The 22,214-nt window shown below is 31.2% G+C and carries 23 protein-coding genes; 12 read left to right on the top strand and 11 right to left on the bottom strand.

Features of this window, described 5'->3' with window-relative positions:
- Positions 1–3: 3 nt before the first annotated feature.
- The 5 genes from KM029_RS03600 to KM029_RS03580 all read left to right on the top strand — a co-directional run bounded on the left by KM029_RS03600 (position 4) and on the right by KM029_RS03580 (position 5,230).
- On the top strand, positions 4–780 hold the full coding sequence (locus KM029_RS03600; RefSeq protein WP_144075415.1) for a septal ring lytic transglycosylase RlpA family protein: 777 nt from the start codon (positions 4–6) through the stop codon (positions 778–780).
- A 58-nt stretch (positions 781–838) separates the two neighbouring features.
- Positions 839–1,750, top strand: coding sequence for a DUF58 domain-containing protein (locus tag KM029_RS03595; protein WP_144075414.1), 912 nt, complete (start codon positions 839–841; stop codon positions 1,748–1,750).
- Positions 1,751–1,879: 129 nt separating this feature from the next.
- The gene (gene hisS, locus KM029_RS03590; protein ID WP_144075413.1) at positions 1,880–3,250 is read left to right on the top strand and encodes a histidine--tRNA ligase; all 1,371 of its coding nucleotides are present in this window, start codon (positions 1,880–1,882) and stop codon (positions 3,248–3,250) included.
- Between the two features lie 145 nt (positions 3,251–3,395).
- A complete protein-coding gene (locus tag KM029_RS03585) occupies positions 3,396–3,980 on the top strand; it encodes a hypothetical protein (RefSeq protein ID WP_144075412.1) in 585 nt (194 codons plus the stop codon).
- Between the two features lie 215 nt (positions 3,981–4,195).
- Entirely contained in the window at positions 4,196–5,230 is a 1,035-nt protein-coding gene (locus KM029_RS03580; RefSeq protein ID WP_158631146.1) for a DUF481 domain-containing protein, read from the top strand.
- Between the two features lie 89 nt (positions 5,231–5,319).
- Here the strand turns inward: KM029_RS03580 and KM029_RS03575 are convergent, their stop codons facing one another.
- The 6 genes from KM029_RS03575 to KM029_RS03550 form a co-directional block, all read right to left on the bottom strand.
- Positions 5,320–6,384, bottom strand: a complete 1,065-nt coding sequence (locus KM029_RS03575; RefSeq protein WP_144075410.1) for a M42 family metallopeptidase — start codon at positions 6,382–6,384, stop codon at positions 5,320–5,322.
- A gap of 119 nt (positions 6,385–6,503) precedes the next feature.
- Positions 6,504–7,157, bottom strand: a complete 654-nt coding sequence (locus KM029_RS03570; protein WP_144075409.1) for a metal-dependent transcriptional regulator — start codon at positions 7,155–7,157, stop codon at positions 6,504–6,506.
- Between the two features lie 42 nt (positions 7,158–7,199).
- Entirely contained in the window at positions 7,200–8,141 is a 942-nt protein-coding gene (locus KM029_RS03565) for a glycosyltransferase (protein WP_158631145.1), read from the bottom strand.
- 172 nt (positions 8,142–8,313) lie between these two features.
- Positions 8,314–9,339, bottom strand: a complete 1,026-nt coding sequence (locus KM029_RS03560; RefSeq protein ID WP_144075407.1) for an acyl-CoA reductase — start codon at positions 9,337–9,339, stop codon at positions 8,314–8,316.
- A 68-nt stretch (positions 9,340–9,407) separates the two neighbouring features.
- Positions 9,408–10,076 carry a DUF4159 domain-containing protein gene (locus KM029_RS03555; protein WP_144075406.1) on the bottom strand — a complete coding sequence of 223 codons (669 nt, stop codon included), beginning with the start codon at positions 10,074–10,076 and terminating at the stop codon, positions 9,408–9,410.
- Positions 10,077–10,144: 68 nt separating this feature from the next.
- On the bottom strand, positions 10,145–10,849 hold the full coding sequence (locus tag KM029_RS03550; RefSeq protein WP_144075405.1) for a 16S rRNA (uracil(1498)-N(3))-methyltransferase: 705 nt from the start codon (positions 10,847–10,849) through the stop codon (positions 10,145–10,147).
- 150 nt (positions 10,850–10,999) lie between these two features.
- Here KM029_RS03550 and KM029_RS03545 point away from each other — a divergent pair, with 150 nt between their 5' ends.
- The 7 genes from KM029_RS03545 to KM029_RS03515 all read left to right on the top strand — a co-directional run bounded on the left by KM029_RS03545 (position 11,000) and on the right by KM029_RS03515 (position 17,144).
- Positions 11,000–11,536 carry a YceD family protein gene (locus KM029_RS03545; RefSeq protein WP_144075404.1) on the top strand — a complete coding sequence of 179 codons (537 nt, stop codon included), beginning with the start codon at positions 11,000–11,002 and terminating at the stop codon, positions 11,534–11,536.
- Positions 11,537–11,555: 19 nt separating this feature from the next.
- Entirely contained in the window at positions 11,556–11,762 is a 207-nt protein-coding gene (rpmF, locus tag KM029_RS03540; RefSeq protein ID WP_126613075.1) for a 50S ribosomal protein L32, read from the top strand.
- Between the two features lie 155 nt (positions 11,763–11,917).
- Positions 11,918–12,904 carry a beta-ketoacyl-ACP synthase III gene (locus KM029_RS03535; RefSeq protein WP_144075403.1) on the top strand — a complete coding sequence of 329 codons (987 nt, stop codon included), beginning with the start codon at positions 11,918–11,920 and terminating at the stop codon, positions 12,902–12,904.
- Between the two features lie 80 nt (positions 12,905–12,984).
- Entirely contained in the window at positions 12,985–13,551 is a 567-nt protein-coding gene (gene efp, locus KM029_RS03530; RefSeq protein WP_144075402.1) for an elongation factor P, read from the top strand.
- 75 nt (positions 13,552–13,626) lie between these two features.
- On the top strand, positions 13,627–14,130 hold the full coding sequence (gene accB / locus KM029_RS03525) for an acetyl-CoA carboxylase biotin carboxyl carrier protein (RefSeq protein ID WP_144075401.1): 504 nt from the start codon (positions 13,627–13,629) through the stop codon (positions 14,128–14,130).
- 62 nt (positions 14,131–14,192) lie between these two features.
- Positions 14,193–15,536, top strand: a complete 1,344-nt coding sequence (gene accC, locus KM029_RS03520) for an acetyl-CoA carboxylase biotin carboxylase subunit (RefSeq protein ID WP_144075400.1) — start codon at positions 14,193–14,195, stop codon at positions 15,534–15,536.
- Positions 15,537–15,872: 336 nt separating this feature from the next.
- On the top strand, positions 15,873–17,144 hold the full coding sequence (locus KM029_RS03515; protein WP_144075399.1) for a tyrosine-type recombinase/integrase: 1,272 nt from the start codon (positions 15,873–15,875) through the stop codon (positions 17,142–17,144).
- Between the two features lie 115 nt (positions 17,145–17,259).
- Here the strand turns inward: KM029_RS03515 and KM029_RS03510 are convergent, their stop codons facing one another.
- The 5 genes from KM029_RS03510 to KM029_RS03490 all read right to left on the bottom strand — a co-directional run bounded on the left by KM029_RS03510 (position 17,260) and on the right by KM029_RS03490 (position 22,146).
- Positions 17,260–17,682: a DUF2147 domain-containing protein gene (locus KM029_RS03510; RefSeq protein WP_144075398.1), complete on the bottom strand. Its 423-nt coding sequence runs from the start codon at positions 17,680–17,682 to the stop codon at positions 17,260–17,262.
- Positions 17,683–17,693: 11 nt separating this feature from the next.
- Positions 17,694–19,040: a TolC family protein gene (locus KM029_RS03505; protein WP_144075397.1), complete on the bottom strand. Its 1,347-nt coding sequence runs from the start codon at positions 19,038–19,040 to the stop codon at positions 17,694–17,696.
- Between the two features lie 74 nt (positions 19,041–19,114).
- Positions 19,115–19,792 (bottom strand): L-serine ammonia-lyase, iron-sulfur-dependent subunit beta, encoded by a 678-nt coding sequence (sdaAB, locus tag KM029_RS03500; protein WP_144075396.1) that lies wholly within the window; start codon positions 19,790–19,792, stop codon positions 19,115–19,117.
- An 80-nt stretch (positions 19,793–19,872) separates the two neighbouring features.
- Complete coding sequence (locus tag KM029_RS03495) at positions 19,873–21,033, bottom strand: YncE family protein (RefSeq protein ID WP_144075395.1); 1,161 nt, start codon at positions 21,031–21,033, stop codon at positions 19,873–19,875.
- Positions 21,034–21,048: 15 nt separating this feature from the next.
- Positions 21,049–22,146, bottom strand: coding sequence for a Nif3-like dinuclear metal center hexameric protein (locus tag KM029_RS03490; protein ID WP_144075394.1), 1,098 nt, complete (start codon positions 22,144–22,146; stop codon positions 21,049–21,051).
- Between the last annotated feature and the right edge of the window lie 68 nt (positions 22,147–22,214).

The raw sequence follows: 22,214 nt of genomic DNA, 5'->3' as shown, positions 1-22,214 counted from the left end.
ACGATGAAATTTTTATTAGTAGTCCTTCTATCAGTAGCCTTTTTTACAACGTCATTTGCACAAACAAAAGTGGGTGATACTAAAAAAGGACAATCTTCTTATTATGCAGATAAGTTTCATGGTAGAAAAACTGCAAACGGAGAGCGATTTAACATGTATGCATTTACATGTGCGCATAGAAAATTACCATTTGATACTTATTTAAAAGTAACAAACCTTAAAAACAAAAAATGGATTGTTGTTAGAGTAAATGATAGAGGACCTTTTAAGTCTCAAAGAATATTAGATTTATCTAAAGGTGCTGCCGTTAAGATTGACATGATCAATGATGGTATTGCTGATGTTGAGATAGAGATTCTGTATACAAATGGACAAGGTACCAAAGTTAAAGAAGGAACTTTTGGTGGTCCAAATCAAAAAATTACAACAGCTGATGTAAAGAAGCCCAAAAAGACAACTACAAAATCATCTAAACCTAAAAAGTCGTCTGGTTCTTATGGTGCACCAGGAACATATAGTATTTGGGGTACTTCTAAAACTATAAAAAATGGGTACGGTATTCAAATGGCTTCTTATAAAGATGTAAAAACGGCTGTTGATGCAGGAAAGCTTGCCAATAAAAAGGGGTTAACAGAAATCTACATTCAGGCAGGGTATTCTAAGAATAAAAAGATCTATAGATTACTTTATGGTGATTTTTCTGAAGAAAATGCGAAAAAAAACGTACAAAAAGTAAAATCTAAGGGCTATAAAGGTGCCTTTGTCAAAAAGCATTTATAACTTATAAAGGATTACCACTTAAAGGTAACTTAGAATAACATAACTATGCTTTAAGACAATGATGCAAGAAATCTCTTTTGATACAATACGCCAATATGGAAATATAGAATTACTCGCCAAGCAAATGGTAGAGGGTTTTATTACGGGTTTGCATAAATCTCCATATCATGGCTTTTCTGTAGAATTCGCTGAACATAATTTATATAACCCTGGTGAAAGTACTCGACATATTGATTGGAAGGTATATGCTAGAACAGATAAGTTATTTACAAAGCGTTATGAAGAAGAGACAAATTTAAGAGCAATGATTGTTCTAGATCGCTCTTTATCTATGTATTATCCTGATAAGACATACGATAAGATGGCTTTTAGTACAATGGCTGCAGCATCAATTGCTTACATGCTCCAAAAACAAAGAGATGCAGTTGGTTTGTGTACTTTTTCTGATGATTTAGAAGAAATGACACAAGTGAAATCAACGAGAACTCATTTGCATCAAATTTTTGTGAAGTTGCAACAAATGTTGGAAAAAGCTCCACCGCAAGGAGAGACACATATCGCTAAAGTATTACATCAAGTAGCGGAAACTATCCATAAACGCTCACTTGTTATCATCTTTAGCGATATGATGGGGCAGATGGGTAATAGAGATGAAATGTTTGCTGCTTTACAACACCTTAAACATAATAATCATGAGGTGTTATTATTTCATGTTGCAGATCATAGTACAGAATTGCAATTAGATTTCCCTGAGCGTCCTTTTGTATTTGTTGATGTTGAAACAGGACAGAAAGAAAAACTTAGACCTTCTCAGGTAAAAGATCAATATGAAAAAACAATTCAGGACTTATACCACGACTTGAATGTAAAATGTGGTCAGTATAAAATTGATTATGTTGAAGTAGATAGTAAAAAAGATATTGATCAGATAATTCTACCTTATTTAATTAAACGCCAAAGAATGCGTTAATCCATAAATTCTACCATTAAATAAGTTTCCTTTGTAACGAATAAGAAATGTTTTGAAATACTATTTTAGAATAGGTATCAAATACTTCTTATTTTTTATTATTTTTGCCCCTCAAAAAAATATCTAAAGATGGCAAAGCAAAAACCTAGTGTTCCAAAAGGTACCCGAGATTTCGGACCGGAACAAATGGCAAAAAGAACATATATTCTTGATACAATTAAATCTGTTTATAAAAAATACGGTTTTCAGAATCTAGAAACTCCTACAATGGAGAATCTATCTGTACTTACAGGAAAGTATGGTGATGAAGGAGATCAGTTGTTATTTAAAGTTGTAAACTCTGGTGATTACCTTAAAAAAGTAACCGCAAAGGACTTAGAGGAAGGAGCAAAGCATATGCTTCCAAAAATTTCTGAAAAGGGTTTACGTTATGATTTAACTGTACCTTTTGCAAGATATGTTGTAATGAACCAAGGGACTTTAAGTTTTCCATTTAAGAGATATCAAGTTCAACCTGTTTGGAGAGCAGATAGACCACAAAGAGGACGTTACAGAGAGTTTTATCAATGTGATGCAGATGTTGTTGGAACTGACTCTTTACTTTGTGAGGCAGAAATCCTTGCAATGATGGGAGAAGCTCTTACTGATTTAAAGATTACAGATCACACTATTAAATTAAATAATAGAAAGGTACTTACAGGTATTGCTGAGGCTATTGGCGAAAATGGTAAGGAGTCTGAATTGTGCGTTGCCATTGATAAATTAGATAAAATTGGAGTTGAAAAGGTAAATGAAGAACTTACTCAACAAAGAGGTTTCTCTCAAGAAGCTGTTGAAAAGTTATCTCCAATATTTTCAATTTCCGGTTCTACAGAAGATAGAATTGCTGCAATGAAAAATATGCTAGCTACTTCTGAAGTTGGCTTGAAAGGACTTTCTGAATTAGAAGAAGTTTTTGCATTTACTTCTAAGATGGGAGTTGCAACTGATAAAGTCGAATTTGATGTTACTCTTGCTAGAGGGCTATCTTATTACACAGGGGCAATTTTTGAAGTGAAAGTAAATAATGCAAATATGGGGAGTATCAGTGGCGGTGGACGTTACGATAACTTAACTGGTGTATTTGGATTAGAAGGCATGTCAGGTGTTGGTTTCTCTTTTGGAGTAGATCGTATTTACGATGTATTGGAAGAATTGGATTTATATCCAAAATCTGCTATGGAAACGACTAAAGTTATGTTGACTAATTTTGATGAAGCTGGACGTGATTATTCATTACCTTTATTGCAAAAATTAAGAACGGCTGGGGTAAGTGCAGAATTATATCCTGATACTGCCAAAATGAAAAAGCAAATGAATTTTGCTAATAAGAAAGGTATTGCATATGTAGTTTTAGCTTGGGAAGATGAAATTGCTCAAGGTAAATATTCATTAAAAAATATGTTGACAGGTGAGCAGCAATTATTATCGGCAGATGAAATTGTTGAATTGTTAAAATAACTCACTTTGTTATTATGAGCAGAAACATAGACTTTATAGTGTATGTTTCTGTTTTTTTTATCTCATATCAATTTTTGAACTTACTGTAACTACTTACTTCGCATATCATTATAGCTTTTAAATATAATTAAAAACCTATTTCGATATGAAAATCCATTTGCAATTACTGTTTATACTATTAATTTCTTTTTCGTCATGTATAACTACAGAAGATACTCAAGAATTAAAGAAAGATGATAATAGTAAATTTATTTATTTTTCAACTACAGAAGAAAGTGACCTAGGCGACTTTATCAAGAATGTTCAATATAAATTAAAGCTTGATACAAAAGAGCTTGTTATAGTGGCTGTTTATGAACATCAGTTTGATCACACAAATAAAAAAGGTGAAAGGCTGTGGACTAACGATTCTATTTTTGTGGGTGTGGTAGATAAAGTAATACCTCTTGATGTCATCTTACCCAATGACGATAATACTATTGATGTTGTTTATAGTGATAATGAATTGTTTTATGAATATGTTCGTATAGCTGATCAGAATTGTAGACTATACTCTAAAGCTGCAATTAATTATAAAAATAAAGTAAAGAAAAAAGAGCTAATTAGGTACGAAAGGTCAACCGGAAGGAGATATATTGAATATACTTTGTCTCTTCCATCTTTAACAGATAAGTCTATTCGCGTTTACGAACAGGAAGAAGGTAATATTGGAGGTTGTAGAAATCTATAATTCGTATAGAAAAACTTAATTTAGTAAGTCTAATAATATGAGTTCTCCCAGAACTGCTTTAAAGTTGAGCGACTATTTATTACTCTGATTAAAAGGATTTATGAATAAAAAACACTTAAGTATAAAACGTTTTTTATCTATTAAGAACCGTTTTTTGTAAAAATGCAATTTACCCACTTCGTAAAATAAAGAGATCATTGAAAGTAATGTCTCTTATGCAAAAAAATAATTTACCATATTTTCTTTATTCATTATTACTATTCTTATTGAGTACGCAACTTAACTATGCGCAATCGAATTTAGATACCTTAACTTTCGATAACGGTAATGTAATTATTGGAGAAATAAAATCTTTTTCAAGAGGTTTATTTACTATCGAAACAGATTATAGTGATTCCGATTTTCAGGCAAAATGGAAGCAAGTTGATAAAATAAATTCTAGTACTTACTTTTTAGTGACAAGTAAAGAGGGAAGGCATTATTTTGGGAAATTGAAAGATTACACTGAAGATAGTGTTCTAGTATATGGTTCATTTATTGAGAAAGTAATTAGTTATGATGATCTAGTTTTTATGCATGAACAGGGACGGAGCTTTACTAAAAAGGTGTATGGGAGTTTTGATTTAGGTTATAGCTACACAAAGGCCAATAACCTGCAACAATTATCATCTTCCACTAGCCTGAAATACATCAATCAATATTATGAGTCTGATTTAAAAGTCAATAATTTATTTTCTAAACAAGATAGTGCTGCTGATATTCAAAGAAATGAAGCTTCATTGAATTTTATTTATTTGTTTGATAAAAACTATTATGCACTTGTAAATAATGATTTCTTAACCAATACCGAACAATCCATAGATCTTAGATATACTTTACAAACAGGTGTAGGAAAGTTCTTTATTCATACAAATAAATTGAATTTGGGTGTTTCTTTGGGTATAAACTACTTGAATGAAAAATTTATGAACATCAACGATAGACAAGAGTCTATGGAGACTTTTTGGGAAGTTGATTTAGATATTTTTGATTTAGGAAATTTAGAATTAGATGTGTCATTGATAACATATAAAAGTCTAAATTTTTCAAAACGTTGGAGAGAAGATGTTGATGCGAGTTTAAAATACAACCTGCCATTTAATTTTTATATAAAATTAGGGTATAGTATGGATTATGATAATCAACCAGCAGAGCCAGGTAAGAATCTGGACTTTATTTTTACAACAAGTTTTGGGTGGGATAATTTATAAAAAGAGGATTATTTAAGTAATTGTATAATTAAAGTCGACCTTTTAAAAATGACAATTAGGATAAATAATCCTCTTATTTTTATTGAAAATTAATAACTCCAGTCTCCTTTTTCAACTTCAAGAATTGAATTTACAACTAAATCTATCATTGCAACTACATCAACCGGGTGAGCCATTTCAGTAGTCTGATGTAAATAACGCATAGGAATACTAATAGCTCCTGCAATAGAACCGTTTTTTGGCATTCTCTGAATGTTAGCAGTGTCTGTTCCACCAAAAGGAAGGACTTCTGGCTGAGAAGTAATTTCATTTCTTTCAGCAACACTCTCTAAATGGGCAACCATTCTTCTATCACAAATAGTGCCGCCATCAAAATGTTTAACAGAAGCACCTTTACCCATAGAAGTAACATAATCTTGCGGTGCTAGACCAGGGATATCGTTTGCGACAGTTACATCAAGTGCAATTCCATAATCAGGAGATACACCATGAGCAGCAACTTGTGCACCTCTTAAACCTACTTCTTCTTGAACGGTAAAAACACCGTAAACATCAACAGGGATATCTTTATCTTTAAGTGTTTTCATGATTTCTACTAAAGCGTAGACACACACTCTATCATCAAGTGATTTGCCATTAATCAAATCACCAACCAAGTCAAGCTCTTGCCATCTAGTAATTGAATCACCTATTTTTACATGTTTTTCAACTTCTTCTTTAGATAACCCACAGTCAATAAAGTATTCTTCATTAGTCACAACTTTACTTCTCTCTGCAGCAGACATTGAGTGTATAGGTTTGCATCCCATAACACCAAGCAAATCTTTTTTTCCATGCACCTTTACACGTAATGATGTAAGAGTTTTAGGGTCGAATCCACCTAACGTCTGAAATCTAATATATCCGTTGTCATCAATATGTTTTACCATAAATCCAATTTCATCCATGTGCGCAGCAAGCATAAACTTTTTTGCATCAGATGTATTAGATTTTTTGATTGTTATTAAATTACCCATGTTGTCGACATAGAATTCATCAACAACATCCTTTAAAGTGTCAATTAATAAATGTCTGACTTTTTTTTCAAAACCTGGTGCACCAGCAGTTTCACTAATAACTTTTAGTAGAGGTAAGTCAATTTTTTCTAAACTCATTCTGTTTATATTTTTGTGCTATTTATGATTGATTTTTTTTCTAAAATTGATGTAGAGATAAGGATTATATCATTTAAAATATAAAAAGTAATTCTACAGGAGAACACTTCATATTTCAATTACAGCTTTATTAAAATATTTTGAGACACTAAAGCTGAAATTATTTTCTTTTCCCTAGCATTTATCTTTATTTCCAAAGATTTATCGAATTCAATTTTATCAAGAACTTGAATTTCTGAGCCAATACCGATCCCTACTTTGTCTAAATATTGCAATAAACTACTGCTTTCATCTTTTACAGCTACAACGGTACCTTTTTCATTAATATTTAGTTCACTTAACTTGGTAGCTTCTAAAGTACTAAAATTACCGTTTTCATCAGGGATCGGATCACCATGTGGGTCATGCTTCGGGTAACCAAGAAAATGGTCCAAACGTTCAATCATTCTTTGTGATTGTATATGTTCTAATTGTTCAGCAACTTCATGTACTTCATCCCAGTTAAACTCTAACTTTTCAAGTAAAAATACTTCCCATAATCTATGTTTTCTAATTATGCGTAAAGCAGCCTTTTTGCCCTTCTCAGTTAACGTTGTTCCTTTATATTTCTGATAATTAATAACTTCTTTTGTATTAAGTTTTTTAATCATATCAGTAACAGAGGCAGGTTTTGTATGAAGTGCATCTGCAATTGCATTTGTACTAACCGGATCTGTAGCACCAGATAGATGATATATCGTTTTTAAATAATTTTCTTCTGAATTACTAAACATACTGGATTATATAGGTCGTAATAATTTAAAGTGATGTGCAATTTATAAGGTTTCAATGATATTCAACAATTTTTTTTCTTCACTATACCAAAATGCTTTTTGATCTATACCATTTGGATAAGGCGTAAAAGATTTAATTTTTTGCTCAAATGACTTAATCTCAATAGGTTGTTTAAAGTCAATAAACAAACTCCCATTAGATTCTTTACATACTTTTTTCCATAATAAATTTTCTTGTGTAATCATAGGGACTCCTAAAGCAAGGCATTCATACAACTTTGTAGGAATGCAATTTGTGGTGCATTGGTTTTCGGGGTAGGGTAATAATACAAAATCACACGAGAACATTTCTCTAATAATATCTTCATGCGGAACAAATTCTTTCACCCCAATACACTGTACAAGTTTATTGTTTTGAGCAAACTTATCTAAAGCTTGAATGACATCACTTTCATATGCTTTACCAATTATGGTAAGTTTATAATTTAATATAGAATTGCAACTACTTAAACCAGAAAACCATTTTATAACTTCTACTACGCCGAATATTTTTGTTAGACTCCCGCAAAAAACAAAAGATATTGTATTAAATTCCTCTTTCTTTTTTTTTGTAAAATGATGAATTGGACTATACTTGTTTTCTAAAATTACACTCTTTGAAAGAGGAAGTTTTTTTTCTTTTAAATAAGTCTTTTCTGCTAAAAAAATATATGATAAAAAGGGATATGATACTTTTTCAATCAGATTACTTAAAGTAGAAAGGATTTTAGATTTTAGTGGTGATCTAAATTGTTGATACCGAAAATTGAAAGGGTAATTTTCAAGCATATCGTATACAATTTTCACCTTTCTATTATAAAATTTATAATATAGTAAGGCAGGTAAGAGTTCAATTGTATGTACAATGAGAATGTCTGGTTTAATCTCATTTATTAATGATAGAAAAAGCCTACTCGTAGTTATTCGAGTAGGCTTTTTATCCATTTTATTATAAGGGTGAAATGTAATATTTTTAACAGGAACCGTATTTTTAAATGTTGAAGTTCCTAAAATATGAATCTCACTATTTATAATTTTTGAAAGTGATAGTCCAATTTTTTCATATACTCTGCTATCATTAACAGGTTTTAAAACTGAAGCTAAAACAATCTTCATTTTATGCTAAAATAGGAGATAGGAATTCCATTGTGTCAACATCATCAGCATAAGTGTCTACAGCAGGAAATTGTGCTAAACCAAAATCTTCAGAATCTGCTAACCATCTTCCATCTGTAACAATACACTGTATTTTATCTTTATTTTGATCAATCTTAACTTTTAGATCTTGCCCATTTTCATAGGTTTCATAATAAAGGACAGAAATAGGAGATACCATCTCTGCAGACTCTGTTAAAATCAGTCCGCCATTATCTAAATGCTCAATTTTATTGATTAAATAAATAGACTTATTGTAATCGTAATTGTTTGCATATTTATGATTGATGATCGTTTCTTTTGCAGCATCTTCCAAAGCAGCCATCAATAAAGTATGGTCATAATCTTTAGGAGTATATATTTTTGAAATATTCCTACAGCCTAAACCGTAATATAGGAAGATGTCATTAGCTAATTTTGCAAGTGTTTCTTTACTCTCATCACCACGTATAACTGCAACAGATGACCTGTTTTGACGAATGATATTAGGGTATTTATTGAAATACTTTACAAAATAACGAGAGCTATTGTCAGAACCAGTAGCTATAACTTTATCTATTTCTTTAATAGGTGCATCAAGAATAACTATTTTGTCATTAAACCTTGGTTCAATTTCTTTTAACCAAGTAAAAAGAATAGTCATCAAAAAAGTATCTGATGAACTTAACTTGGCCATTAATATATTACCAGTAATTAAAGTGCATAATGCATCATGAAATCCTACTGCAGGTATGTTTCCAGCCATAACAATAAGCACTCTTTTTGGAGTAGCCATATTATCAGAAGGGTATTTAACAACCCATTCATTAAGAACATCACGTTCTAACATTTTAGAAATGCCAGTTATAGCATTACTTACAGTATTATTATCGAACCAACCGTTTCCATCATTTGCTCTTCTTGAAAGCATTGATGCAGTTTCTTCATCTAAAGTTCTTAGTTTATCACCTAATGCTACGAAAGCATCAATTCTATCTTGCAACGTCATAATTCCTCTATTTTTCTAAAAACAGTGCAAATCAAATAGGAAAGTCATCATCAAACAAGAAAAATAGATTAAAAGTCAGTTAATGCGAAAGAAATAATGTTAGTTCCCATTTGGAGAGCCTTACTTCTTACTTCTTCAGGGTCTCTATGAATACTAGGATCTTCCCATCCATTGCCAAGGTCAGATTCAAAACTATAAAAGCAGATTAGTCTACCATCATATACTAATCCAAATCCTTGGGCTGGTTTACCATCATGTTCATGAATTTTTGGAAGCCCATTTGGGAAATCAAATACTTGATGATAGATAGGGTGATCAAAAGGTATTTCAACAAAGTCTAACTCTGGGAATACCTTTTTCATTTCAAGGCGAATAAATTTATCAAGCCCATAATTGTCATCAATATGAAGAAAGCCACCACCAGAAAGGTAATTTCGTAAGTTTTCGGCATCACTATCAGAAAAAACTACATTACCATGACCAGTTAAATATACATATGCATAATTGAAAAGCTCAGGACTTCCAATTTCAACAATTTCATCATCTACATCTATACTAGTACCTAAATAATCATTACAATAATCTGCTAAATTGGGTAATGCTGTTTTGTTAGCATACCAATCGCCACCACCACTATATTTTACTTTTGCAATTTTAAGAGAATAACCTCTTTGATTTTGAGCAAAAACATTGAGTGATAAGAATGATATAAAAAGAACAAATAAGATTTTCTTCATGGTACGGTTTATTAGAATATCAAAAGTCTTAAAATTAGACCTAATCTAATTTAATGATAAATTTTTAATTATTTCAAATAAGACATATTCATCATTTGCACAGCTACAATTCCCGCTGTCTCAGTTCTTAATCTTTCTGTTCCTAAACTAACCCAGTTAAAACCATTTTCTTTGGCTTTTTCAGCTTCTTCTTCACTAAAACCACCTTCAGGTCCAACCAATACTAATGTATCTTCATTAGCGGTTAATTTCTGAAATAAGTTTTCAGTTGCTGAAGTAGGAACGTAAGCGATATATTTATTTTTTATAGATGATGAAAATACCTCATCTAAATTTTTAGCAAGTGATAATTGAGGTAGCCAATATTTTCTAGACTGTTTCATAGCACTTACTGCTATACGCTCTAACCTTTCTAACTTTAAGTTTTTTCTTTCAGAATGTGTAGAATAGAAGAAAGTAATTGATGCAACACCAATCTCTATCGCTTTTTCTAAGAAAAACTCAATTCTGTCCATGTTCTTAGTAGGAGCAATACCTATATGTACATTTGCAGCAACTTGAGGTAATTCCTCTACATTATTTATAGTTACAAGACATTTTTTTTGGTTAGCGTCTTTAATGTTACAAGTATATCGAAAACCTTTACCATCCATTAACTGAAGCTCATCACCTTGCTTCATTCTAAGAACTCGGACAATATGTTTGGAGTCTTCAGCTTGTAAAACAACTTCTTGACTGTTAGGATCTATATTAGGATGATAAAAAAGTCTCATAAATGGTATCTTTTTATTGATTTTGAACGTATGTACATACAAAATTAAGAGTCTTTTAAATTAAATTTGTATAATTGCGGACGAAATAATGAATTTTTCTTTCTTATGCAGATTTGATTTAGTAATTTTGCAAGCCAAATCACAGATAAGGTGAATAAGAAAAAAGCATATAGTATAGGAATTGGTGGTCTGAAAAATGGCAAGCATCAGTTCGAATTGGAGTTAACGTCGAAACTTTTAGAAATATTTGAATCTGAATTGATGGAAAATATCTCAGGAAAGGCGATATTGCACCTTGCAAAAAGTGAAACGTCTATTGATGTAGACATTTTATTAGATGCAAAAATTAAGCTATTAAGTGATAGAAGTCTAAGAGAGTATGAAGATACTTTAGCTGCAGAGCAAAAGGTATTCTTTAAATTTTCTGACCATTTTGAAATGTTGGAAGATGATTTATTTAAAATCCCTTTCAATGAATCAAATTTAGATTTTGCACAAATCTTATATGATTTAATAGCAGTATCATTGCCAACTAAACGTTTGCACCCTGATGAAGATGAATTAGAAGATGTATTCTATTCAACTTTAGAAGATGATGAAATCGAGGAAGAGGTGGATGATCAAGACGAGAATGAAGAAGAAAAACCTTCTGATCCTCGTTGGGATATTTTGAAAAAACTCAAGTGATATATATTAAGAATTAAAGATGGCACATCCTAAATCGAGAATTTCGAAAGCAAGTAGAGGTAAGCGTAGAACGCACCTTAAGATGGATAAACCTACAATCTCTTTTTGCCAATCTACTGGTGAAGCACACGTAAGACACCGTGCATTCTGGGCAGATGGTAAAATGTATTATCGTGGCCAAGTGGTTATCGATAACTCTGTAGATGTAGACGAAACTGCTGAGTAGTTTTAAACTGCTCAAAATCAAGCCAATTCCTAAAAAGGAATTGGCTTTTTTTTATACTTTATATGGAAATTGCAAGAGTTGTTTATCTTTGCCTTTTGAAATAGAATTTTGATTAAGGCAAAATCAAAAAATTACAAAGAAATACCAATAGAACTATGGCAATAAAAGCGGCAATAAAGGGAGTTGGAGGATACGTTCCGGATTATATCCTTACAAATAAGGAATTAGAAACAATGGTTGATACTAATGACCAGTGGATCTTAGAAAGGACGGGTATTTCTGAAAGGCATATCTTAAAAGGAGAAGGTTTAGGTTCTTCTTATATGGGTATTAAGGCTGTACAACAGCTTTTAGAAAAGACAAATACAGATCCATTAGATATTGATCTTATTATTTGTGCTACAGTAACTCCAGATATGTTTTTCCCTGCAACATCAAATATTATTGCTAAGGGAGTTGGAGCAGATAATTCTTTTAGTTTTGATTTAGGTGCAGCTTGTTCTGGCTTTTTGTATGCATTAAGTACAGGCTCACAGTTTATAGAAACTGGAAAATATAAAAAAGTAATTGTTGTAGGTGCAGATAAGATGTCTAGTATTGTAGACTATACTGATCGTACAACTTGTGTTTTATTCGGTGATGGTGCAGGTGCTGTATTATTAGAACCTACAGAAGCTGAAGAAGGAATTAGAGATTTTGTATTGAAAAGTGATGGTGTTGGTGAAGATTACCTTTATATGAAAGGTGGAGGTAGTAGAATGCCAGCAACGCACGAGTCAATTGATAATAAAATGCACTATATCTACCAAGCAGGAATGCATGTGTTTAAATACGCAGTTGTTTCTATGGCAGATGTATCTGCAGAAATTATGGAGCGTAATAATCTTAAAGGTGATGATATTGCTTATTTAGTACCTCATCAAGCTAATAAGAGAATTATTGACGCTACAGCAAACAGAATGGGTGTAGGAGAGGAAAAAGTGATGATGAACATCCATAAATATGGAAATACTACCGCTGCAACTATACCTTTATGTTTAATGGATTATGAAAATAAGTTAAAAAAGGGTGATAATTTAGTATTAGCAGCCTTTGGAGGCGGATTTACTTGGGGTGCAGCTTATGTAAAGTGGGCATACTAATTAAATATTTGTATTTTTGTGGTTAGATTTGAAAATCCGACTAATTTTAGATTGATTTAGAATAATAATTAAAGATATATATGGCATCTACAGCTGATTTTAAAAACGGTTTATGCTTGGTTTACAACAATGATATTTTTCAAATTGTTGAATTCCAGCATGTAAAACCAGGTAAAGGTCCTGCTTTTGTTCGTACAAAATTAAAGAGTGTGCGTACAGGAAAAGTAATTGATAATACTTTCTCTGCAGGTCATAAAGTCACTACAGCTCGTATTGAAAGAAGACAACATCAATATTCATATAAAGATGATATGGGTTTCCATTTCATGGATACATCTACTTGGGAAGAGGTAGCATTACCAGAAGATCAAGTGCCAAACAATGATTTGTTACAAGATGGAATGAATGTTGATATCTTATTCCATGCAGAAGAAGAAGAAGTAATAGGATGCGAACTTTCTCAGTTTGTTGAATTAGAAATTACTTATTCTGAGCCTGGTATTAAAGGCGATACTGCAACGAATACATTAAAACCTGCAACGTTAGAAACTGGAGCAATTATCTATGTCCCATTATTCTGCGATACAGGAGATGTAATCAAAGTGAATACACAAGACCGTTCTTATGTAGAACGTGTCAAAAAATAATAGTATTTAATCAACAAAAGGTTGAAAAAGCAACTTATATTTAGTTGTACATTCAATATCACACACTATCACATTATGAAAGCACCAGAGGTAAAAGATCTGATTAGCTTTATTGCAAACTCAGGTTTGCAAGAAGTAAATGTAGAAACTGCAGAAATCAAACTTCACGTTAAACGTAATGCAGAGGCTATAGCAGCTACACCTGTAGCAGCACCAGTTTTAGCAGCACAACCTGTTGCTCCTTTAGCAGCAGCACCTGCAGCTGAACTTCCTTCATCTGCACCAGCAGTAGAAGCAGCAACACCTGCAGTAGAAGCACCAGCGGCAGACACTTCAAACTACATTGAGATCAAGTCGCCAATGATTGGTACATTCTATACTGCTCCAAACCCTGATTCTGATATGTTCGTAAACGTAGGAGATTCAGTGAAAAAAGGAGACGTTGTTTGTATCATCGAAGCAATGAAATTATTCAACGAAATTGAATCTGAAGTATCAGGTAAAATCGTTAAGATCCTTGTTGACAATATGTCACCAGTTGAATACGATCAGCCATTGTACTTGGTAGATCCAGCTTAGTCTTATATTCTTACATATAAGACAGCTTTTTAACAATTTTATCACTAAAAATTGGGACTATCGTGTTCAATAAAATATTAATAGCAAATAGAGGCGAAATTGCTCTTCGTGTTATCCGTACTTGTAATGAGATGGGGATTAAGACTGTAGCTGTTTACTCTACTGCTGATAAAGATTCTTTGCATGTTCGATTTGCTGATGAAGCTGTTTGTATCGGACCTGCAAGTAGTACTGATTCGTATTTAAACATACCGAACATTTTAGCTGCTGCAGAAATTACTAATTGTGATGCAATCCATCCCGGTTATGGTTTCTTATCAGAAAATGCTCAGTTCTCAGCAATTTGTGCTGAAAATAACATCAAATTTATTGGTGCTTCTGCTGATATGATTAATCGCATGGGCGATAAAGCTACAGCTAAAGCAACAATGAAAGAAGCAGGTGTGCCTACTATTCCAGGTTCTGAAGGTTTATTAGCTTCTGTTGAAGAAGGTAAGCAAATCGCAGAAAAAATTGGATATCCTGTAATTATCAAAGCGACTGCTGGTGGTGGCGGACGTGGTATGCGTATTATTAATGAGCCTTCTGAATTCCAAAAAGCTTGGGATTCTGCTCGTCAAGAATCTGCAGCTGCTTTCGGTAACGACGGTATGTACCTTGAAAAATTCGTTGTAGAACCTCGTCATGTTGAAATTCAAATTATAGGTGATAGCTACGGTAAAGCGTGCCACTTATCAGAAAGAGACTGTTCTATTCAACGTCGTCATCAAAAATTAACTGAAGAAGTTCCTTCTCCAGCTTTAAACGAAGAAATTCGTGAAAAAATGGGTAAGGCAGCAATTGCTGGTGCTGAACGTATTAAATACGAAGGTGCTGGAACTGTTGAATTTCTTTTAGATAAATATGGTGATTTCTACTTCATGGAAATGAATACTCGTATCCAAGTAGAACATCCTGTAACTGAACAAGTAACAGGTTTTGATCTTATCAGAGAGCAAATTAAAGTAGCTGCTGGTGATAAAATCTCAGGAAAAAATTATTCTCCAATGTTCCATTCTATCGAGTGTAGAATTAATGCGGAGGATCCTGCTAATGATTTTAGACCTTGTCCTGGTAAAATCACAACATTACATATACCTGGCGGACCAGGTGTAAGAGTTGATACTCATGTTTATACTGGGTATACAATTCCATCTAATTATGATTCAATGATTGCGAAATTGATTGTTACCGCTGAAACAAGAGAAGAAGCAATTAAAAGAATGAAACGTGCTTTAGGTGAGTTTGTAATTGAAGGTATTAAAACTACAATTCCTTTCCACTTAAGATTAATGGATAATGATGTTTATAAATCAGGTCATTTCACAACGGCCTTTATGGATGAGCATTCTTATGAGACATTATAAGTAACTTAATTCTTTAAGATATAGAGTAGGGTAGCAATTTATTTTGTTACCCTATTTTTTTGTGTTAAAAATCATTTATGTTTGATCTTAATCAAATAGCATTGAAAATACAATCTATCTATTCCATTTAAAATTTATTGTTTCGTATAATTTAGTTTTTCATCCTATTAGGATACTATTATAAATTCATTTTGTATATTTAAAATATTGAAGTAAACTTACAATAGTAATTATTTATATCAATATATATTATTTAAACCGAGTATTAGTGTTTTTATATTATTCTAATATTTGCATAAGTAAATATTAATTTTATTTAAATTGAACATTTGATTAATGAAATATCAATTAAATTCCTTAAAATCAGTTCCTACTAAAGAAATAAAAGAAGGGATGTATCTTGATTCTATAATTAAAGAATATAAGAGCTATTTACTTTCAGATATAAATGATGAAAAAATAAATACTGCTTATAAAGCACTTACTGTATTTAAAAATTTTCTCGATTATTTACTTCGATTTAGAGAAGGGCGTTTTTCAAAGATTAGTTTTGATAAATATTCTGAGTATTTAAGTGATTTAGTTGAGAAAGAAGAGTTGTCAACTTCACAAAAAGCTTTTAAAAGAATGTATGGTAGGAGGATAGCAATTGAAGGAAAAGCTGGTTATTTAAGATGGATGTCAGAAAATAATATTAATCAGGTGCTACTAAAACCAGAGAATACATTATTATCAAACAAGTGGGATGATAATTTTAAATTATGGTTGGCGTCAAAATCAAAACTGAGGAGATCGACAAGCTATCCGATATACATATCAAATATTGTCAATAATTATATTAATTGGATTTATAAAGATTCTGATTTACAGATTATAAATGATATTTCAGTAAATCAATTTTTAAGAAATAAGGCGCATTTAAAAACTTCAACATTAAATTTATATCTCAAAGCAATTAAAAGATTTGCTGATTTTTTTATTGAAAAAAGTGAGGATAGTAAAGGGATTTTTGAGGCCAAAAAAATACTTAGTTTGAATGAATTTGAAACAAATAATACAATTGAAAGAATCAGAATAGATTCAGAAACTCTCAATAAATTATATAAGAATGCTAATGAGAAAATAGATTTGATTTTACATTTGGGAGTTGATTTGGGCCTCAGAGCCAGTTCAATGATTAACCTTAAAATTGAAGATATTGATTGGAGAAGGAAAAAAATAGCTATTTGGGTGAAAGGAAAGAATGAAAAAGAAGTTTTGCCTATTCCAAAAGAATTATTTGATGCTTTAGAAAAATATTGTTTTGGAATGATGAATGATGAATATATTTTAGGTTTTAATACCAAAAATTCATCTTCAATTTCTAAATATTTTTCAGATTTTTTACTAAGAAACGATGCTAAAATAATTGAGAAAGAAGAAGAATTGTATTCAATTAGTTTGCACAATCTAAGGCATACTTTTGCATATAATTCTTTAGATAAATATGGACTTATTATGACTTCTAAATTACTTTGTCATTCTTCTGTAGAAATAACACAAAAGCATTATTTAAAAGATAAGCTTAGAGATGAAATGAATAATATTTTTATCGATCAGTATAAATAACATCTAAAATAGATCGACATATAATTTGTATATTTTATATATAAAGAGAGGATTAAACTATTAAATAAGTCTAATCCTCTCTTTAATCAAATAAGCTTTTAAATGAACATCATGTTTATTCAACTCTTAACCAAGTTTGAGTTTTATACATGAACCCTATATAACCACGTACTTGTAATTTCCCATCTTCAACCCATATTTTACCAGTATAGGTTTTACCATTTTCAGGTTTTAAAATTTTTCCATCAGACCATTGATCACCGTTAGAAACCATATCCCATATTATTTCCATTCCTATAATAGGTTTGTCTTTTTTATCATCAGGGCATTTATCACAAATTGAATCTTCAGGATCAACTAATAATTTAATAATTTTACCTTTCATTTGTTCACCATCCTTATATATTTCAACATAAGCTTTGGCTTCATTGGTTTCATCATCTATCGTCTTCCAAATACCAAAAGGAGAGGTTTCTTGAGCAAAGGAATTGAATGATAAAAATAAAATAATAGTAAAACATAAATAGATTGCCTTCATTGTATAGTTTTTTATTCTAAAATAATTTGCTTTCCTGAATAGAAATCAAGGATTTTTCTTGAAAAGATGAATTGGTATTTTGATCTGTTTAATTCAGCTTTTGCAATATTTAAATTGTTCTCAGCAACAACATAATCAGTAGTTGATGCAGCACCTGAAGCAAATCTTTTATTTACAGATCTAAATTGTTCTTGTAAAGATTCAACAGATTTTTTATTAGATATGTATGTTTTTTGAGAAGAAAGTGCATTGATATATGATTGTTCAATTTTCTTTCTTAAATCATTTAATTGTTGTTGTAACTGCACCTCATTTTTCTTTGTTGATAGCCTCGCTTTATTTACAGCAGTTTTCACATTACGTCTACTATAAATAGGTATATTTAATTGTATAGTAGCTACTTGACTAAAGAAATTTTCAAATTGAGTACCTAAAGAAGTATCGTTTGGATCAATTGGATTTACGTAATTAGATGAATATCTAGTATTAATATTACCATTAAAATTTAATGATGGATAGTAATCACCTTTAGCAATTTTCTCTTGAAATTCAGTAACTGTGATATTTAATTCTGCTTGTTTTATCTCAGGCATAATCAATTTTGATTCATCAAATACAACTTCAGAAGGAGTAAATTGCATTGTTGTATCTGGGTCAGCAAAGTCTGGAATGTCAACACTAAAACTTGTAGAGAAATCTAATTGCATAGATTGCTTTAATGTTAGAACTGCAATATTATATGCGTTTTCAGATTCGGTTAGCTGTCTTTCAGTATCAGCAAATTGCGACATTAAATCAAGTAGTTCTGAAAGTGGAGATGATCCTGCTTCAACTAATCTTTTTGTTCTATCTACTTGCTCTTGAAGTGTTTTTACTCTCTTTTTTGAAATGTCGACGTTTTCAAATTTATAGATAACATCAAGATAATTTTCAGTGACTTGAATGATGATGTCGTTTTCAATTTTTTCTTTACCAAACTCAGCACTTTCAATATTATTCCTTGTTTGTTTAATGGTATTCGAAATTTTTCTTCCATTAAAAATAGGAACACCAACTTGAGCACCGAATGAACCAGTATTTACACTTTGTTGAGAATAAACATTGGTAGTTGGATCTGGATTCAACCCTCTATTAAAACTATGAGAGTAAAAGCCTGAAACACTTGGATATCTTTGTGATCTAGCTTGTTTGTATTCTTCAGTTCTATCACCAACTTCATAATCTTGTAATTTTACATAAAGATTATTTTCAATAGCAAATTCTACACACTGGCTATAAGACCATAAACTATCTTGTCCGAAAGATGCAGATGTAGATAGAAATGTAAGTAATATTACGAGGAGTTTGTTTCTTAACATGATAAAAATGCAGATGCATTCAAAAAGTATGTATTTAAAAGTATAAGTTAATAAAGTTTTAGCTTCTTCTATAATTACTCATCTACATTTGGTAAAAAAGTTACATTTACAACCCATTTTAAACTTTGCAGATATTGAAGTGTAATGTCGCGTGGAGCTGAATCCATTTCAATAAATTGACATGCAGATTGGTGTTTACCTTTTCTTGAAACTGTCATTTCAGCAATATTTACATCTTCTTGAGCTAATAAGTTAGAGATAAAAGAAATTGATCCTTTTCTATCTTCTGCTGTAACGATTAAAGTAGGAGAGTTAGCACTGAAATTTGATGTAAAACCATCAACTTGACGAATAGAAATAATACCACCACCTTTACTTACACCAACTAATTCTAACTTTTTATCTCCTTTAGATAAAATCAATTTTATAGTATTAGGATGATGTGCAGAAGCATTACCAACTGGTTTAAATTCAAATTCGAGATTATTTTCTTCTGCTTTATCAAAAGCCTGTTTTATATCGGGATCATCAGTTTGCATCCCCATTAATCCTGCTAAAATTGCTTTATCAGAACCATGACCTTCATAAGTTCTTGCGAATGAATTGTAGAAAATTATTTCAGCTTTATCAGGAGTTCCACCTATCATTTTATTTCCTACTCTTCCAATTCTAACTACTCCAGCTGTATGAGAGCTTGAAGGTCCAATCATAATAGGACCAATCATATCAAAAATGCTTGATTTTTCTGCCATGTTTATATCTCTAATCGAAGAACTAGGTTAAGGTTCTTCATTTTATTTAGTATGTGTTTATTCAATAAATATAAAGATCATTATTTCAATTCAAAAGTAAATACTTTTACTGTTGAATATTTGTAATTACAGACCCAAGCTTCAATTGATGTAGAATTTTCATAAAGAGTAATACCCACAGGGCCACCATTAGACTGGTATTCTCCAATTTTATTTCCATTATTTAAATTAAACACCTGTAATAAGTTACTTCCATAACATGTTACAAAAATAAAATTACCATTGTTAGAAATTGCTATACTTCGAGGGTCATCAGCTGTTGGTATTATTTTTTCTTTCTTGAGACTTTTTCGGTTAAATATGCTTATAATTTCTTTGCTACTCTGAGAAACTATAATTTTATTATCGGTTAATTTGATGTCTCTAGGCGAAATAATATTTTTAATAATTGTATCTAACTCTAGTGTAGTTAAATTATAAATACTCAAAGAATAGGAGCCCATATTACCAACGATAATCCTATTGTTTTTTTCATCCACAACAATTCCTCTTGGTGTACCTTCTGTTTTAATGTGCTTAATAGTATTCCACTTATTTTTAGCTTCGGAAATATCTATAACGGAGAATGAGTTATCGTGCCAGTTTGTTACATAAATCTGGTCTTTTTTTTGAGAATAGCTTATTGACTTAGGAGTGGTTTCTGTTTCTAAAAAGTCAAGTTTCAATTTTTTCAGGCTATTTGTTTTTGCTTCTAAAATTGTGGCATTAAAATTATTACTTGATGAAGTGGTATCATTGATGTCCCAAACTGCAACAGCATCAGCGTTATGTAAACTTACCCACAAATATTGTCCATTATTTGTAAAAATTCCTTCAACAGGTTTTTCTTTTAAAGACTTTACCCATTTTTTTGAGGTATAGTTAAAGCCGTAACCATGGGTAGGTTTAAATTTTAATGTTCTTTTTCTTTTTTTAGTTTTTTGGTCAATCTCAACAATAGATCTCTCTTCTAAGCATAATGTATATATAGTTGCTTTATCCGGTGAAATGATTAAAGATTTCGGTGCTCTATCTACAGGGAAGCGTTGTGAAGATAAATAAATTAGAGAATCGTAATTGTTAATTTGTTGTTTAGAGAGGTATTCTGAATTAATATTAAGCGTGATGAAATATCCACCTATTATTGAAATTAAGGTGGATATTATAAGAATTGATACTATTTTCTTTACAGCATAAGGCATCTATGTTGCATTCTATTAAACAAAATAATTAATTGGGTTTGTATTAATAGTTGTCTTCAAACATATTACTTTATCGAATTGTGATTCGATATAATCTTTAAGTAAGTCTGAAGTGAATTGTTCACTTTCGTAGTGTCCAATATCTGCAATTACAATTTTACCTTCAGCATCGAAGAATTCGTGATATTTAAAATCTCCAGTAATAAAAATATCAGCGTTTATAGATCTCGCATTTCTTAATAAAAAACTACCAGAGCCACCACAAACAGCAACTTTTTTAATTTTTTTGTTTAAAAGTGGAGTATGTCTAATCACACCAACTCCAAAAGTTTGTTTTATTCTCTTGAGAAAATCTATTTCTTCTTCAGGCACCGCTAATGTACCATACATCCCAGAACCTATTTCATTATTAGTGTTCTCTAATGCTGTTATCTGATAAGCTATTTCTTCATATGGGTGAGAGTTCAATAAAGCGTTAATTATTTTCCCTTTTAAATGTTTTTGAAATTGAACCTCAAGTTTTATCTCAGGTGTATATTCTCTTTTGCCGTGTTCTCCAATTGTGGGATTAGAATTTATGTTTGGAGTGTAACTACCAGTACCTTCTGATTTGAAATTACAACCCTCATAATTACCAATTTTTCCAGCACCTGTTAAATGTAAAGCAGTTTCTACTTTCTCAATATCGTTAATTGGTACATATGTAACTAGCTTAAATAAATTTGCTTGAGTTGGTGCTAATATTCTTTGGTTGGTTAATCCTATTAAGTCACAAATTTTAGCATTTACTCCATGTTGCATGTTGTCTAAATTTGTATGAATTGCAAAAATCGAGATATCATTTTTAATTGCTTTAATGATTGTTCGTTCCACATAATTTTTTCCATTCAAACGTTTCAACCCTTTAAAAACAATAGGGTGGTGAGCAACAATTAAATTACAGCCCTTTTCAATTGCTTCTTGAACTATTTCCTCAGTGCAGTCAAGACTTACCAGTACTTTAGTAACTATATCATTTCCAGAGCCTGTAATTAGTCCTGCATTGTCATAACCTTCTTGATACATTGATGGAGCTAGTGCATCAAGTTTATTAATTATATCTTTTACTTTCATATTCAATTTTAAATAAATAAAGCTCGAATCTAATGAAACGAGCTAAATTTTAATAGTAAGATTCCTTA

The sequence above is a fragment of the Flammeovirga kamogawensis genome, from assembly GCF_018736065.1.
In the GTDB taxonomy this organism is placed as follows: Bacteria; Bacteroidota; Bacteroidia; order Cytophagales; family Flammeovirgaceae; genus Flammeovirga; species Flammeovirga kamogawensis.
This window is presented reverse-complemented; position numbering and strand designations above follow the sequence as displayed.